The sequence below is a fragment of the Pseudovibrio denitrificans JCM 12308 genome, assembly GCF_001310815.1.
GTDB classification, from domain to species: Bacteria; Pseudomonadota; Alphaproteobacteria; order Rhizobiales; family Stappiaceae; genus Pseudovibrio; species Pseudovibrio denitrificans.
The window spans coordinates 248,843-265,010 of record NZ_BAZK01000007.1 but is presented as its reverse complement, the minus strand read 5'-3'; the positions used below and the strand labels follow the sequence as shown (position 1 = coordinate 265,010).

Below are 16,168 nucleotides of genomic sequence, written 5' to 3'. Positions count from 1 at the left end.
ACTACAATCCGCGCAACACCTGATCTAACCTTGCGGTCCGTCTCCTGCTTTGAGTTTCACCATGCTGCCTGCTGATTACATCGACCTTTACTGTGAGCGAACTGCACCGGGGTTCTGGAATGAACCACTGAACGCATTGAGCAACCTCAGCTTTATCGTTGCAGCGCTGGTGGCCCTGTATCTGGTGCGCAGGCGGGGTAACGCAGATCTGGCAGAACTTGTGCTCATCACTCTGGCAGCGGCAATCGGTGTCGGCTCATTCCTGTTTCATACATTTGCGAACACATGGTCAGAGCTGGCGGATGTTATCCCGATCTGGAGCTTTGTTGCATTCTACATCATTACGGTGATCTATCGCGCGACCGGCGAAAACCTGCTGCGCACGCTGCGCGCCAGTGCCATTGCTGTGGGCCTGACTGCCGTCATCTTCTGGTTCAGCTCAAGTGCAGTGGTGACGGGTCTGGAGGCAGGGCCGGATCCTCTCAACGGTTCCATGCAGTATCTGCCTGCCGTCGTCGCACTGCTCGTCGCAACCGTGCTGATGCAGCTGCGCAAACATCCTGCCCGCACGTACATTACGTTTGCGGTGGCCACCTTTGTGATCTCGCTGGCGTTCCGAACCATCGACATCGCCCTTTGCTTTTCCATCAGCTTCGGCACCCACTTCATGTGGCACCTGCTCAACGGCCTCATGATCGGCCTGCTCCTCGCCGCGCTGGTGCTGAAGATGAAACCAAAAGGAGCCTCCTGATGATCCAGCTCAGCGGCTACTTTGCCAACTGGCAGCAGACAGAACTGGCGGCTATCAACGATGCACCGTGGGAGCTGACCGGCAACGCAGCTGATATCATTAAAGACTTGCTGCCCCAGCTCACAGATGGCTACCGCATCACCAACACTGTCGCCATTCATGAGAGCGCTACGGTGGAAGATGGGGCAACGCTGAAAGGCCCGATGATCATTGGGCCGAACGCCTTTGTTTCCTCCCGCAGCTACCTGCGCGGCGGTGTTTACGTGAGTGAAGGCTGTGCAGTTGGGCCGTTCTGCGAGGTCAAATCCAGCTTCATGCTAAAAGGCTCCAAGCTGGCGCATCTTGGGTTTCTCGGAGATTCCATTCTGGGCGAGAACGTCAATCTGGAAGCAGGCGTTGTGGTCGCGAACCATCGCAATGAATGGACGGAGAAAGAGATTAAACTCATTCAGGACAGACGAGAGCTACCAACCGGCGCCATCAAGTTCGGGTCCCTGATTGGAGACCGGAGCAAAGTCGGCGCAAACTCAGTGCTGGCACCCGGGACTCTGCTGAAGCCTGCCACCATCATCCCAAGGCTTACCTCCGTCGATCAGCAAGCCGAGCACCTCAGTCTAGCAACGCAATAAGCTTGTTTTTGGCCTCAAACCTGCCGCCAGAAGCAATCGCACGCTGGATCTCCGCAGCACATTGCTCTGGTGAAAGGGTGGACGTGTCCAGCTCCAGATCATAAATCCCGGGTTTGTGAACCTCGTCCTGCCAACGTTGAACGGGGAGCGGCACATCCCCTTGGGCAGTGGCTGTCAGATAGTCTCCCTCACTTACAGCCCTCCGCCGCATGATTTCATCGAGAGGGCAAAACACCCCGACGATCAACACATTCAGCCCTTCAAGCTCCTGCAGGTAGTGTCCCCAACGGCCATCAGGCGTGGCGTAGCTGTTGTGGTGGCCGAGGTCTGCGACCACGTTCATGCCAAGCGCGGCGTGTGCGGCGATGCTTTTGTAAAGCGCACTGTAAGAGCGGAAAACAAAGTTTTCCAGATCAGGCCGCTCCCCACCCGGCCTCAGCCCGATTCCCGGTCTCATTCGTTCCGGTGTCATGTGTTTGACGACAACATCCACACCAAGGTTCATCCAGAGCTCCTCGGCAGAGCTTTGCAGTGCGGAGACGATGGAACTCTTTCCCGCCCTTGGTGCTCCATTGAGCAGAACAACTCAGCCTGATGTCATCGATAGTCTCCCGTTTTGGAAAGCATAACAGACTTAGGCAGAGAAACTGCGGAAACCGAGGGCCTACCCCAATAAGCCCTCGGCGATAGGCTGCGACCAGCCCTCCCCCGCGTCTTGTTACTTCTTGCCAAGCAAGCTCATGCGGCCCATCACGTCGTGACCATCCCAATACTTGTGCTTGAGAACAGCAGCCACGTGCACCGCGACCAGCGCCAGCAGAGACCATGCGAGCAGCTCATGTGCAGTTGCTGTAGCATCTTCCAGTTTGATGCCAGCAAAGGTTTCCATGGTTGGGAAGATCTTTGGCATTGCGATGGTGAACCACTTCACGCCGTGGCCGCCAAAATCAACCTCTGCCCACGCAACCAGCATGGTGACAAGCGGCAGCACATAAAGGCCCAGATGCCCCAGATGGGAGCCGAGTTTCTCCCAGGAGCTCAGACCCGCAGGCAGTGCCGGTGGTTTGTTGAGCAGGCGAATGGCTACGCGCAGCAGCAACAGACCCAACAAGGTCACGCCCAAAGAAATGTGAATGTCAAACAGGCTCTCTTCCAGCGGTGTATCTTCCAGAGAGTCCATCTTCATGATGTAACCGGTCGTCCACATGGAGAGAAAGCCAAGGGCCATCAGCCAGTGAAGGATGCGGGCGGAGCGCACATATTGTTGATCAGTCATAGTTTCTGCCAGTTCTTCTTATGGCAGCAACTCATTCTTTGCCTTGTGCTTCAGGAGTGCCATCAGCACCCCGGTTGCCGCCTCGTAACGCCGACACAACACCACGCGATCCTGAAGGTAACCTGAAATTTTGAGTTAAGTTTGGGGGATGGGCTTAAGAGTTTACCCCACAACACCGGCCAGAACCCGTGGCGCGGTCGGCGCTTTGGGTGAGTTGGTAGACGTCGACGAGGGTCTGGACTTCCAGTTTGGTGAGGACGTTGTGGCGGTGGATCTCCACGGTTTTGACGCTAAGACCTAACGCATTGGCGATGCTTTTGTTTTGCAGACCTTGGGCGAGGTAACCCATCACCTCACGTTCGCGGTTGGTGAGGCGATCGACCTTCATCTTGGCCTGTGCTGTCAGGCAGCATTGGCTGGCGCGGTCCCGCGTTTCGGAAATCAGATCCTGCAGCTTGTCGAGCAGGCTTTGCTCGTCGAACGGTTTTTCTAAAACATCCACCGCACCAAGGCTCATGGCACGAACACCATCACGCAGATTAGCAAAAGCAGAGATAACGATGACCGGTAAGTGCTGGCCGGAGGCGCGCAGCTTTTCCAGCAAACCGAGGCCGCTGGTGCCGGGGATGCGCATGTCGGTGATGATGACACCAACACAAGGGCGCAGGTCAGACTGCAGGAAGTCATCGGCCCGTTCAAAGTCCACGGCTTTGAGCCCGACAGACTCCACCAGACACACCAGCGCTTCCCGCATGGCATCGTCATCATCAATGATGATGATCACAGGCTCGGCCTCTGGTCCATAAAGCGGTTTAGCGGGTTGTTGTGTCATGGTTTCCCTCTGTTTGTGGGCCTGCCAGTGGCAGCATCACCGTTGCGCATGTGCAGCGTTTGGCGCAGGGCTCAGGGTCAACTCACACTCATGGCTGTCAACGATGCTTTGCGCTGTGGCCAGCCCCAGACCCAAACTGCCTTTGCTGGAAAAGAACGGCTCAAACACCTTCTCTTCTAGCTCTTCTGGAATGCCGGAGCCCTGATCGCACACCATCAACGCGCAGCTGCCAGCGGAGGTTTCCAGCAGGATGGAGATCACTCCGCCTTCAAGTCCAGCCTCGACTGTGGCATCAAGCGCGTTTTGCAGCAGCACCACCATGACCTGCCGCAATTGCACATCATCACAACAGACAAACACAGGCTCTTTTGGCGGTTCCCAATGCAGCTGGCAGTCATGCTTGGTGGCAAAGGTGCGCATGAGCATCACGGTTTCGTCCACCAGCTCGCGCAGGTCTACCCGGCGACGCGCTTCCGGTTGCTTGTTGAGGAAGCTGCGCATGGAGTTGATGAAGTCAGAGGCTCGATTGGCTTGCTCCGAAATGCGGGTGAGCTGCTTTTGCAGGGTCTCTTCATCTGCCGTCCCCCGATCCAGCCGCTTCCGCAAGCTATGGGCGAAGGTGGAGATGGCGCCAAGCGGCTGCTTGAGATCATGGGCCAGACTGCCTGCGAGGATGTTCATGGAAGAAACACGGCCAGCATGGGCCAGCTCATTCTCCAGCATCAGATTGCGCTGCAAGGCATCGGCCAGTTTGTCACTCGCCGCTTCCAGCTGCTGAGAACGACGGCGCACCAGAAACTCCACGTGCCCCACATGCAGCAGAAACGCACCGCTGAGCACAATCACCACACCCAGCAAAAAGTAGTTGCGCTCCACCCAATCCTTCAGGATCTGGCGCAAGTCCTTGTTGTAGGGGTAGAGCGCCAGATCACGATAGACCCGTTCCACGGCAGCATAAGAGACCGGTGCAATCCAGTTGGCATGGCCCAGCCATTCATCCGTGCAGGCACCATCTGGCATGGAAAGCAGCGCCTGCGTGATGCGTGTTGCGAGCTGCGGTGAAACGCCGGGCACTTTCAGGAAGGCCCAGCCCGGATAAAGCTCTGTAGTTCTGGCGCAGGCAAACTCCGGATCATACTGCTGACCAAGGACGCGGATCTGGGATTTATCCAGCTTGCCAGCGGCACTCATGCTCTCCAGCAAGCAGGCACGGACAATGCCCACTTGCACGCTTCTATTCACCACCGCATCCACCACCGTTTGCTGCGGAAAGCCGAGAGGTTTCACCTGTAGCTCCGCCTCCTTGCCAAGGCTCATTTGCAGGCTGTGCTTGGCTGCCAGATAGCCACCAAATGCTTCTGTTGAGACTACTCCAGCAGTAACGCTCCTCAGATCCATCAAGGTGGAGATGCCACTGTCGGTGCGGGTGAAGATGACGGAGCCGAGATCTTGCATCTCGCTCTTGTTGACGTGCGAGCGTGCGCTGGCGATGCGGCTGACGCCCGCAATACGTTCCAGCTGAAAAGAGTGGCCGGGATTGGTGATGATGAAGTCCAGCTGCTCTGCCTGCTCCGCAATTTGCTGAAGGGTCAGAGGCAGATAGGAGAACTCCACATCAGGCAGTTCGCGCTGCAAATGCTCAATGGTCGGCGCCCATGTGCGTTGTGTTTCCAGACTGCCGCGATAAGAAAGGATGCCCACACGCACCATCTCAGACTGTGCGTGTACAGGTTCTGCCACCACATGCAGAGCAAGCAGCACAATCGCGGAAAACGCTGCATAAACAGCGCGCTGAAGGTAGCCTCCCATACAGAAATCCCGAGTGCAACGTATATTAGATAATCCGAAAGAACCAGCGATCCCACTCGATTGCAATAGGTATTTCACCTAGGGCGACGAAGGGCATCAGCCTCTTGCTCTTCTGCATTTACTTAGAGCTGGCACTGTAGTTTACTTAGGGGAATGAAACTTCATCCTCTACAGATTTCGAACGCTCTGCAATTCACCGCAATCGATTAGGATCAAGACACCATATGATCGGCTATATTACATTGGGAACCAATGACCTTGAGCGCGCCTGCGCGTTCTACGATGCCATTTTGGGCAAGATGGGCGCCACGCGGGTTTTTGAAAACAACCGGCTTTATGCCTGGAGCTTTGGCGAGGGCAAACCACTCATCGTACTCAACACACCTTACGACGGGCAGGAAGCTTCCATCGGCAATGGCACCATGGTGGCTTTGCGGGTAGAAGACCGCGAAACAGTCGAAAACCTGCATACTCTTGCCCTGCAACTGGGCGGCAAAGACGAAGGCCCTCCCGGCCCGCGCGGAGAAGCATTTTATGGAGCCTACTGCCGAGATCTGGATGGCAACAAGCTCAACTTCCACTGCTAGCTGAACTCAGATGTATCACATAGCACAAAAGGCTTGGCGAACTTGCCTATAAATGGCATTTGAGTAAGATATACTTTCAAATGCCACTGAGGATATTCGCCAATGCTTCGTTCACTTCTTCTTGCTGCCACCTGTGCAGTCTCACTGCTCACACCTCTTGGCGCGCAAGCGGATGAAGCAGAGGACGCCTTTGTTGAAGCCAACATCCTGTCCATCTTCTACCACGAGATCGGACATGCTGTGATCGACAAGATGCAGGTGCCGATCTTCGGGCAAGAGGAAGACGCAGCTGACGTGCTCTCCGTGATGATGATCGACTGGCTCTATGAGGAAGAAGCCGCGCAGGAACTCGCTTTCAACAGCGCGTTTGGCTACATCAATGACCCGGATGGCGTTGAAGAAGTGGCATGGTGGGATCTGCATGGCCCAGACCAGCAGCGCTACTACAACCACATCTGCCTGTTTTACGGCGCAGATCCAGAAAAGCGCGAGGATCTGGCTTATGACCTTGGCTTGCCGGAAGATCGCGCGCAGATGTGCCCGGTGGAGTATGAGCAAGCTGCCAACAGTTGGGGGGCTGTGTTTGACGAAATGTCCCCGGAATCCGGCGTTCCGCTGGTCTTCCACGAGGGAAGCGGCAAAGAGGCCGAGCTGATCAATCAGGTGCTTTCTGATGAAGTCAAAAACCTTGAGCAGGATATGTCCTTGCCGAGTGAAGTGATCGTGAAGGTAGACAGCTGCGGAGAGCCCAACGCGTTTTATGATCCGGAAGAAGCGTCCATCATCTTCTGCACCGAGTTCATCCCGCATCTGCGATCAATCTATCAGGCGAACCTGGAGAACTGATTTGAGGCATTTGCTGGGGTTTACAGCTTAAGCCCCAGCTTTCTGATCCAACTGCGGCGCATATCGCGGAGTACCCATTTCAGCTTATCGCTCGGGATAAAATACCCGCCGATGCCCGAGGAAAACAGCAGGTCAAACGTGCGCTCGGTGGACTTGTGCAACGCCTGCTCAACCTGCGCCTCTGTCCCCTTCGGTTTGATGGGGATCATCATGCAAATGGTATCCGGCTCCTGCTCAATCACCTCAACACGCACATCCTGCTGGAACGCGTAACCTGTTGTTTCTGAGAGGGTTCCTTTCGGATCTTCAATCAACCGCTGACGATAGTCAGGGTCATTGATCATCCGCCGATAATCCCGCTCCGCGAAGGCGTTGTTGTCCTGCTGGGTCATGCCTCCCCCTTCCCTTTTGCGATGGAAGAGCGAATGCCAAGCAGCTTGACCTTGTTGTAAACCGAGGACAGCCAGACAAACATATCCCCGCTGAACCACAGATCCATCTGGTTCAGATCCAGCGTCGCGTTCAACTCATCCTCCGGCTTTGCGGGTGGAATGGTCAGATACAGAGTATCCTCACGCTGCTGAATGATCCGGACTTTGACAGCAGGATCAACCTCTACGCCCAACTGTTTCAGAGCAGCCCCAGCATCCCTCTCCGCCAGCTCCGCAAACGCCGGATCCTCCCACATCCGGCGGGTCAGCAACAACTCAAAGTCCCTCTCCATCACCGCTCATCCTTGATACCGGGAACAAGATGAAAGCCAGTCTAGGGGATGGAGCTTAAGTCTTTATGGCCCCTCTGTAGCGATAGGCACAAGCAGACAGGTACATGTAATCGAGAATAATTTTCAAAGCAGAGAATTAGTTACACCTTACGTAAAAGTAAAGAAGAAGCCAAATCCTACAATCTATGATATAGCGCACATGAAATATGTATTTAAATGTAATCGGTAATACATTTGCATTCATATTTATCGATTTATCTGCTACCTACATATTAAATGTTGGGGTGGGTATTTTTTCCGATGTATGTGAAGCGTTTGTTCTCTACGACTGCGTTAAGCGGTCTGTTGTATTTTATGGTTCAGTCCGTTTATGCGGAACCAATTGAAAACAATACTACATTACAGAGACCAGAAGCGATTACGCCGGATTTGATGGCTCAGCCAGTGACAAGAGAGCAATATTTTACCGTGAAACCTTAAGCTCAACAGATGCTTTGACTGGCAGTGTCGATGCCGGAGCAACTTCTGATCCTGCTGAAGTACAAAGCTGGAATGGGGTCGATGCCTATGACGCCTTTACTGAGGAAGTATACCTTGCAGCTCTCTCATCACCTGCACCATTTACTTCTGACGTAGACGTCACGCTCTATCTGACACGTCAGACATCGATAGACGCAGAGAGCCTGTCAATCGATGCAGTCGGCTTATGGTCTGAGACGGATGATGAGATCACCAACTCTGGCAGCATCCTCATTGATGCGACCGCTGGCGATACGACATCCAGCACTGATGCGTCTTCTAAAGCAGATGCTACCGGCATCCGGGGTGAGAATATTCAAAACACCGGTGATATCACTCTTTGGGCCCGCGGTGGCAACGCAAAAGCCGGTAGCAAGGCATTTACAAATGCTGAAGCTACGGGACTGATTGCCACAAATATCGAAAACTCAGGCAAGATTTCGGTTACAGCTCTTGCAGGTAATGGCGAAGCCTCGACAGGATTTGTCAGCGCAGATGCATACGCTTACGGCATTCGTGGCGACTTGATTACCAATCACGGAGAACTGAGTGTTACTGCCTCTACCGAAACAGGTACTGTTCAGGCCCGTGGCCTCTACGCGTATGAAGAGACAGTAACCCTAAACACCGGTGATATTACAATTTCCGGGACGGCTGGAGACAACGCGCAGCTCTTCGGAATATATGCATATGACGGAACAGTGGGTACAAACACTGGCGATATCAACGTCATTGGCGTTGCTGTTGATGGCCGGGTTCAAGCTGCTGCAATCGATGTTCATGGTGGGTCTCTTAGCAATAATGAGGGCACACTTTTTGTCGATGCATCTTCAACACACGGACGCATCGAAACCTATGGCATACGCGCAACCAGTGGGCAGGTGGGGACCAACACCGGCAATATTACCGTTCTGAGTGAAACAGAAGATGAAAAGGTCGAGGCTTACGGCATAAGCAGTGGAACACTCGGCCTGAACTCCGGTGATATTCACATCTCCGCAATTAGCAGAGATGATATCGTCCGAGCCTATGCCATTGAGGCTGAAAGGACAAAGAACACTGGTAGTCTCGAGGTTAGCTCCAGATCCAGCAAAAAAGACGTCTCCGCTTACGGTATCAAAGGCCAGACAGAGACCAATGAAGGCTCGATCTCCGTTTCTGCAACTTCTGACGAAAGTTACGCATATTCCTATGGAATTCAAGGTGTTGTGGACACTAACACTGGACTAATTAAAGTTGAGAGCACCACCACTGAAGGCTTTGCGTACGCTCACGGCATCCAAGGAAACACTCAGAAGAATGAAGGCGACATAAGAGCGGAAGCAACTGCAGTTGAGGACTATGCCTACGCTTTTGGCATTCAAAATGGTGTAACCGAAAATATCGGAGACATTCACGCAACGGCCAGAAGCACGGAAGAACAGGCCTATGCTTACTCAATTCAAGGCGGAGCAGATACCAATACCGGTGATTTGGTCACAACGAGCGTGAGCAAGAACTCATACGCGTATGCTTACGGCATTCAGGGCGAAGTCACTACGAACAGCGGTAATATTCAGGTTACAGCTCGTGGAGCTCAACAAGCTTTCGCTTATGGAGTGCAAGGCAATACAGCCGCTAACTTGGGGGCACTCACTGTTTCGGCCCTCTCGACCAATGATTATGCTCAAGCATTCGGCATCAGTGGTGCCGTCAACACAAACGATGCCGATATCTCAGTTGAAGCTTTCGCTGGCACTGATAACTACAGCACATTTGCACGAGCTTATGGCCTGCACAGCTATCAAAGTGGAGATACCCCTGACAACATTTCTCGAAACAGCGGTGACATAAGTGTAGTTGCAGCAGCTGGTGACACAGACGATACGAGCGGCAATATTCACGCCTCTGCCAAAGCCTATGGAATATTTCTTGAGGCTTACAATTCAGACGACCCAATCTATGGAACCATCTCTGAAAACCATGGTAATATAGAGATCATCGCAAACAGCGCAGAACTCACAGGTTCTTCTGACATCAATGAGGAGAATGGTCGGGTAGACGCAATTGGCGTTCTTGCAAATGTGGGCACGAACACCGGCGATATTAAGGTAGCAGCAACTGGCTCTTCCATTGTGGGGGCCAGCAAAGCGGACCTGGTTGTAGAGGCCTATGGCATTAGAGGCAACATTGCCACAAACTCCGGCACTGTCTGGGTCAAAGCAGTTGCGGGAACGAACGATGGCGGTACCGTCAGTTCATATGTACAAACCTCTGGCCTCAGAGGAGCGGTGGGCACAAACAATGGCGACATAACTGTTCATGGTGAATCTGCAGCGGACTATGTTCACGCTTACGGCATCGATACATACAAAGGCGATTTGACCGCAAACTCCGGCTCTATCAATGTGACAGGCATTTCAGGTACCGACCACGTGCAGGCATCAGGTATCGACATTTACGAAGGCGATATTGGCACCAACAGCGGAGCCATTGAAGTTTATGGACAATCTGAGCAGCGGTATGTTCAGGCGACAGGTATCGACATCTTTCAAGGCTCAATTGATACCAATAGCGGTAAGATCAGCGCTCGCGGGTTTTCTAAGGAAAGCTATGTTCAGTCTACGGGTATCGATCTTACAGACGGTAACCTGACCACAAACACTGGCGATATCTATGTGAAAGCCGTTTCCGAGCAGGATTATACTCGCGCGAAAGGTATCGATGGTCCGTTGGACAACAACCACGGAGCCATAACATCCATCTCAATCGCGCAGGCAGATTACAGCAGGGCCTACGGGATCTACGATTTTGATGGAGCTCTACGCCAAGCGACCTTACTGAAAACACTGGTATTATTGAGGTATTAGCTCAATCCGGCGATATCGTTGAATCTGATCGTGATATCAATAGCACTGCAGAAGCTTATGGCATTCAACTCACCGCTTTCAACTCCGATGATCCAATTCATGGAACTATTGCGAAAAACACTGGCAAAATAACGGTTTTTGCAAACGGTGGCTTGGTTACAGGTACATCGAACACACACAATGTAGATGCCACAGTCCAAGCCTATGGTGTTCAGGCGAATATTACCGAAAACACAGGCCACATCTACGTAGAAGCCAATGGAACTTCTGCTAACAACCTGAGTAACGGAGATCTGTTGACAAGAGCATACGGCATTGATGGGGACGTTGGAGTAAACTCCGGAAACATCACTGTCTTTGCACGTGCTGGAACAAGCGATGTAGGTACAGTCAATACTGGCACTTACGCCTACGGCATCAATGGCGCTACTGGTGTAAACGAGGGCCAGATCCATGTTGAGAGCCACTCAGAAGATTTTGTCTATGCCACCGGCCTCAATGATGTGGTTTCACTCGAAAACCGGGAAAAAGTAACGGCTCTTGCTACCTCAAAAGACGACTTTGTCTATGCAACTGGTATTGCGGGGGATGCAGGTGCTGAGGTCACAAAGAATAGCCATCAGGTTCATGCAAAAGCGGAAAGTGAGTCCCGTTTCTCATATGCATATGGTATTCGCGCTGATGTTGGAGAAAACAGCGGAGATATCATTGCTCAAGCAATCAGCGGGACATCAGCTTCAAGCACTCCAGCCGAATATGTCTATGCCTACAGTGTCAGTGGAGGTCTTGAAAGCAACAGTGCAATCATTAAGGCTGACGCAACTTCATATGGAGACCAGGCAACTGCCTATGGCGTAGCACAAGCCTCAGGAACACTCACAAACACAGGTGTCATTTCTGCGAGGGCGCAATCCATTTCGCATGGGGGAGACAATGATACAGCAAACGCTTACGGCATTTATCTTAAGAACGATCTGACACTAGATTCTCAAGGACTTATCCTTGCCAGCGCGTCAGGAGACGCGGATAGTAAAGCCTACCAAGTCTATACTGATGGTTTTGACCTGAGCATCGAGAACTACGGCATGCTACTGGGTTCAGATCTACAGCTTACTGATTATGAAGGAACAATTCAGTCGGACACCGGCAACAACGTTACCTTTGATAATGCAGATCTTTACGTCTACGTTGATCCAGTCAACTTGCGGGAAGGTGAGTATACTCTACCAAGCCTTGTCGAGAACAAGACACTGACAGAAGGTCAGTTTGAGGACTTCGCCAATATTGATGTGCTTCGTTCTCAACTTGGCACAGACTGGACTGTTGGTTTTGTCGAGCAAGCCGATACGGCAGGTGAACAGAAAATCATCTTCAATTACGCTCCAGAGAGTTCCGCTGCGCTTGTATCTGCTGCGGCAACCCGGCAAATGGCGTTAAACTTGCAAAATCTGGTCGATGGGCAACTGGATAACCTTTGGCTTAACAGCCTGAGTTCCTCAATTAATTCAGAACAGTCCCTCAACAGTTATGCGCCAGTTGCTCCAAAGAGCGAGGGACTAGCTGCGATTAACAAAGCCGCACCGTCTGGGATGTATGGCGATGGCTTTGAACAGACAACTCAGGTTTACATGCAGGGTGTCCTATCCCAGCAAGCTGCCAACTATGACCCCGTGGGTTACAATGTTTACTCTCAGGGATTGCTTGTCGGCCTGAATAGCACAATCACAGAAAATATCCTTGTTGGAGCAAGTGGTTACTACGGCCAAGGGAAACTTGATTTTACCGGGAATGGCTTTGAGAACGGCTCCGAAGATATCAAAATTTATGCCGTAGGTGTACAGGCATCCTATCAGTATGGCTCGGCTCTTTTGGGCTTGAGTTCACTTTACACGCATTCTGAGAATGATTTTGCCAATGCCACAAGTACAGGATCCAGAACAGGCTCTTTCACAGCAGATACTCTCACGACCAGATTGGCATTGAAGTACAAGAGTGAGTTCGCTGGCAACTGCTTCACGCCCGAAGTTGCTTTAACTCATGTGTGGTTCAAGCAAGATGACTTCACCACCTCTGGTACAAGCCACTTGGATACTCGTTACAGCGATTTGAACGAGAGTGACCTCTATTTGTCTGCCAACCTCGGTTGGAGTCGCGACTTCAATCTTGGAGAATGGGTTGTACAGCCAAATGCAAAACTTGGGGTACTTCACGCACTTACGAGCAATGAAGTTGCCGGCGAAGTTTATCAGGCAGCTGCAGTAGAAGAATTAGTCTTCGGTGCAGACCGGACGTATCTGAACACATCAGCAGGGCTCACTCTCAAATCAGGGAATTTTTCCGCCTCACTCAACTACGCAGGCAGCTTTTCTGAGAATACATCTCGGAACTCGGTTCAGGGCCGATTTTCTTTGCGCTTCTAGCTCTTAGAAAATCGTTTTGGGTTTGGCTTAAGTCTTTATGCCCGTGAGGTTGGCGTCAGATAGCACGGCCTCAATCACGGCTTTGGCCGCCTGTTGCTCTTCCGGGATGTTGTCTTGTTTGGCGTAGTAGAGGGTGCGGATGGCTTTCCAGAGGGTCCAGCCCATGGCGCAGTGCCAGGTAGGTTGGTCCACATCGACCATGGTTTTGAAAAACTCCCGATTAGCGCCAGAGAAGAACTTCCAGGTGATAACTAAGTCGCAAGCGGGATCGCCAATGGTGCATAAGCCGAAGTCGATGACTGCACTGAGGCGGCCATTCCGCGTGAGGATGTTCCCGGTTGAGAGGTCTCCCTGCACCCAGACGGCGGGTTTTGTCCATTTAGACTGAAGAGCCCGCGCCCAGATCATCAGCGCGGCTTTGGCATCAATATCACCCGTCACGCCAGCAAGGAAAAAACGGGTCTCTTCGTCATAAACGCTGAGATCACCGCCGCGGTGGAAGTTATGGTCGCCCGCGATCGGCCCGCCAGTCGTGTCCGCAGCCCAAAGCGCGTGCAGATAGCCTGCCAGATCTTTCGCAAATACGTTCATGTCACTGATGGTGGCAGCAGAAACCGTCTGGCCCTCAATCCAGCGATAAACAGACCACGGCCACGGATAATCTGCTGAGGGTTTGCCAAGAGCGACGGGCTCAGGAATGGCTACGGGCAGCTGATTTGCCAGCTTTGGCAACCACTTAAACTCCTTCTCAACCTGCGGAACATAACCCGCAGCATTTGGCAGACGCACTTTCAAATCATCGCCAAGGCGGAGTGTTTTGTTGTCCCAGCCCTCGTTCTCAACGCACCTTAGAGGCAGGTCTTTCCATTCTGGGAACTGCTCATCAAGCATCTTCCGCACCACTTCTGGCGCTACAACAAAACGGTCATCACTCATTGAAACTCGCAATCACACTTAAAAATTAGCAATAAAAAAGGCGCGGTCGAGACCGCACCTTGACTTAAGCAGAACTGAGTGAGCTTGCGAAGGGAAAGCCTCAAAACCGAGGCATTCCCTCAAAAACTGTCGCTCGAAAGAGACACTAGGCCACGAACATCAGGTAGAGGCCGAAGAGCGCCGTGATGGCTCCGAGCGCGCGCAGGAACATGCGGCCACTGTTCCACTCGGTCAATGAACCAAGCCCGATACCGGCCAGACCCAGCGCGAAGGTGGAAACGGAAAAGCCGAGCGCGTAAATCAGCAGGCTGTTCGCATTGGCCTCAACAGCATGGGCAGCTCCATGGAACACCGCAAACACACCAACAATCAGCGCGCCCACGACCACAGGCAGCTTCAGAGCGAACGCCACGAGCAAACCAATCACGATGACGGAGGCCAGAATGCCCATCTCGACATATGGCACAATAACGCCCAAGTAACGCGCCCAAAACGCCATGAACATGACAAGCGTAAACACCAGTGGCCAGATTAAGCGCTTCTGGTGCAACACCAGCGCGGCCCAGACACCAACGCCAACCATGGTCAGGATATGGTCCAGCCCGCCAAGCGGATGCCACAGACCGTGAAGGAAATCCGCCTTGGCTTGTGCCGTAGAAAATGCGGCAGCCTGAGCGGGCAAAGCAATCAACATCAATACTGCCAGAAGACCCGTCAAACCGGCAGTTTCTCTCAATTTCATCAGTGCAATATCCAATATTGGGCGCGCAGCAGCACGCGCAGTCCATGTCGTCAGTTAGGGTGCAGGGTGACCGCACAAGGTGACGCCAAACTGACTTGTTTTCTGCAGGCAAGCAATCAAACCGCATTCTTTTGGGAAAATCACGCCAGATTGCCTGTAGAAAACACTATTGAGAAATTGGAGAGGGAATACACTTGCAAAAAAGGGAGCCCGGAGGCCCCCTTTTGCCGCTTGTTTTAATGGGTCATCAAAACCGGGATCTTCATATCATGCAGAACCTTGCGCGTTGCTCCGCCGAACAGGTATTGTGCAAGACGGCTGTGACCATAGCCGCCCATCACCAGCATATCGGCATTGAGACGATCCACGGTGCTCAGCAGCGCCTCTGACACGGAACCGGAGACATTGCTCATCACTTCCAGATGAATGTTGACGCCATGGCGCTCGAAGTATTTGCGGATATCCGTGAGTTCTGAGTGCCTTGGCTCATCGTGCGGGGTGATCATCACAACGGATACGGTGTCTGCTGCCTGCAGCATGGACATGGAGGCGTGCGCCGCGTTGGAGGCTGGACCAGACCCATCCCACGCCACAGCGATGTTCTTGGGTGCGAACGCTTTTTCATATGCATGCGGCACAATAAGTGTCGCGACACCAGTATCAAACACCATCGCCTCAATCATGGCAGAGCGCATGGGTTCCGGCTTGGCGGGATCATCCTGACGGATCACGGTGACGTCGCTCAAACGGCCCAGATGCATCAGCTCGTCAAACGTGCCACCCAGAGTGATGTTGGTGGTGCGGGTTTCACCTTCCACGCCGGAGCCATCAAAGTGTTTTGCAAAGCCTTCCAATGACTTATTGAGCAACTCGGCGGACTGTTCCTGCAAGCGCTGCTCATAGTCAGGTGGCATCGGGCCTGCCGTGCACAGGTAGTAGGAGGTCTCGTAGTTTGGGACCACACCAATCAGATAGGCATCTGTCAGCTTGGAGAGATCAACAGCAACGCGGGCTGCGACCTGATCGCCAGTTGTGTCGGTAAGGGTGACGACTGTTTTGATAGACATATCTGAACCTCCAATTGACTCACTTCATGAAGCGCAGAATGCGAAAAGCTCCCACCAGTCGGTCGAGTTGCCTGAAATGCCCTTCCCGCCTCATACTGTGATAGTTGGACGCAAACAAACACAAGTAAATTGGGTGCTATACTTAGCTCGCACCGAATTATTATAACCCTACGTACGCATT

The 16,168-nt window shown here is 52.7% G+C and carries 15 protein-coding genes; 6 read left to right on the top strand and 9 right to left on the bottom strand.

Features of this window, described 5'->3' with window-relative positions; genetic code table 11:
* Positions 1-61 precede the first annotated feature (61 nt).
* Together JCM12308_RS11410 and JCM12308_RS11405 are read left to right on the top strand one after the other, a co-directional pair.
* A complete protein-coding gene (locus tag JCM12308_RS11410) occupies positions 62-751 on the top strand; it encodes a ceramidase domain-containing protein (RefSeq protein ID WP_054783789.1) in 690 nt (229 codons plus the stop codon).
* On the top strand, positions 751-1,380 hold the full coding sequence (locus JCM12308_RS11405; protein ID WP_054783788.1) for an LbetaH domain-containing protein: 630 nt from the start codon (positions 751-753) through the stop codon (positions 1,378-1,380). The genes JCM12308_RS11410 and JCM12308_RS11405 overlap by 1 nt, the downstream gene beginning before the upstream one ends.
* On the opposite strand, the gene JCM12308_RS11400 is transcribed toward JCM12308_RS11405, so the two are convergent.
* From JCM12308_RS11400 to JCM12308_RS11385, 4 genes are all read right to left on the bottom strand, one after another.
* Positions 1,361-1,960, bottom strand: a complete 600-nt coding sequence (locus JCM12308_RS11400; RefSeq protein ID WP_128647377.1) for a chloramphenicol phosphotransferase CPT family protein — start codon at positions 1,958-1,960, stop codon at positions 1,361-1,363. The genes JCM12308_RS11405 and JCM12308_RS11400 overlap by 20 nt on opposite strands.
* A gap of 138 nt (positions 1,961-2,098) precedes the next feature.
* Positions 2,099-2,656, bottom strand: a complete 558-nt coding sequence (locus tag JCM12308_RS11395) for a cytochrome b (protein WP_054783787.1) — start codon at positions 2,654-2,656, stop codon at positions 2,099-2,101.
* A gap of 154 nt (positions 2,657-2,810) precedes the next feature.
* Complete coding sequence (locus JCM12308_RS11390) at positions 2,811-3,488, bottom strand: response regulator transcription factor (protein WP_054783786.1); 678 nt, start codon at positions 3,486-3,488, stop codon at positions 2,811-2,813.
* Positions 3,489-3,524: 36 nt separating this feature from the next.
* Complete coding sequence (locus tag JCM12308_RS11385; protein ID WP_208978468.1) at positions 3,525-5,297, bottom strand: sensor histidine kinase; 1,773 nt, start codon at positions 5,295-5,297, stop codon at positions 3,525-3,527.
* A 224-nt stretch (positions 5,298-5,521) separates the two neighbouring features.
* Between JCM12308_RS11385 and JCM12308_RS11380 the strand changes: the two genes are divergently transcribed.
* Together JCM12308_RS11380 and JCM12308_RS11375 are read left to right on the top strand one after the other, a co-directional pair.
* A complete protein-coding gene (locus JCM12308_RS11380) occupies positions 5,522-5,884 on the top strand; it encodes a VOC family protein (RefSeq protein WP_054783785.1) in 363 nt (120 codons plus the stop codon).
* Between the two features lie 102 nt (positions 5,885-5,986).
* Positions 5,987-6,730: a DUF4344 domain-containing metallopeptidase gene (locus tag JCM12308_RS11375; protein ID WP_054783784.1), complete on the top strand. Its 744-nt coding sequence runs from the start codon at positions 5,987-5,989 to the stop codon at positions 6,728-6,730.
* A gap of 20 nt (positions 6,731-6,750) precedes the next feature.
* Here the strand turns inward: JCM12308_RS11375 and JCM12308_RS11370 are convergent, their stop codons facing one another.
* Both JCM12308_RS11370 and JCM12308_RS11365 read right to left on the bottom strand, forming a co-directional pair.
* Positions 6,751-7,122 (bottom strand): nitrile hydratase subunit alpha, encoded by a 372-nt coding sequence (locus tag JCM12308_RS11370; RefSeq protein ID WP_054783783.1) that lies wholly within the window; start codon positions 7,120-7,122, stop codon positions 6,751-6,753.
* Entirely contained in the window at positions 7,119-7,454 is a 336-nt protein-coding gene (locus tag JCM12308_RS11365; RefSeq protein ID WP_054783782.1) for a hypothetical protein, read from the bottom strand. Before JCM12308_RS11365 ends, JCM12308_RS11370 begins: the two co-directional genes overlap by 4 nt.
* Positions 7,455-7,948: 494 nt before the next feature.
* Here JCM12308_RS11365 and JCM12308_RS11360 point away from each other — a divergent pair, with 494 nt between their 5' ends.
* Positions 7,949-10,822, top strand: a complete 2,874-nt coding sequence (locus JCM12308_RS11360) for a beta strand repeat-containing protein (RefSeq protein ID WP_054783781.1) — start codon at positions 7,949-7,951, stop codon at positions 10,820-10,822.
* Positions 10,823-10,974: 152 nt separating this feature from the next.
* The gene (locus JCM12308_RS11355) at positions 10,975-13,242 is read left to right on the top strand and encodes an autotransporter family protein (RefSeq protein WP_054783780.1); all 2,268 of its coding nucleotides are present in this window, start codon (positions 10,975-10,977) and stop codon (positions 13,240-13,242) included.
* Positions 13,243-13,269: 27 nt separating this feature from the next.
* On the opposite strand, the gene JCM12308_RS11350 is transcribed toward JCM12308_RS11355, so the two are convergent.
* The 3 genes from JCM12308_RS11350 to JCM12308_RS11340 all read right to left on the bottom strand — a co-directional run bounded on the left by JCM12308_RS11350 (position 13,270) and on the right by JCM12308_RS11340 (position 15,987).
* On the bottom strand, positions 13,270-14,178 hold the full coding sequence (locus JCM12308_RS11350) for an aminoglycoside phosphotransferase family protein (RefSeq protein ID WP_054783779.1): 909 nt from the start codon (positions 14,176-14,178) through the stop codon (positions 13,270-13,272).
* A 145-nt stretch (positions 14,179-14,323) separates the two neighbouring features.
* On the bottom strand, positions 14,324-14,920 hold the full coding sequence (locus JCM12308_RS11345; protein ID WP_054783829.1) for a HupE/UreJ family protein: 597 nt from the start codon (positions 14,918-14,920) through the stop codon (positions 14,324-14,326).
* A gap of 236 nt (positions 14,921-15,156) precedes the next feature.
* Positions 15,157-15,987 (bottom strand): universal stress protein, encoded by an 831-nt coding sequence (locus JCM12308_RS11340; RefSeq protein WP_054783778.1) that lies wholly within the window; start codon positions 15,985-15,987, stop codon positions 15,157-15,159.
* Positions 15,988-16,168 lie beyond the last annotated feature (181 nt).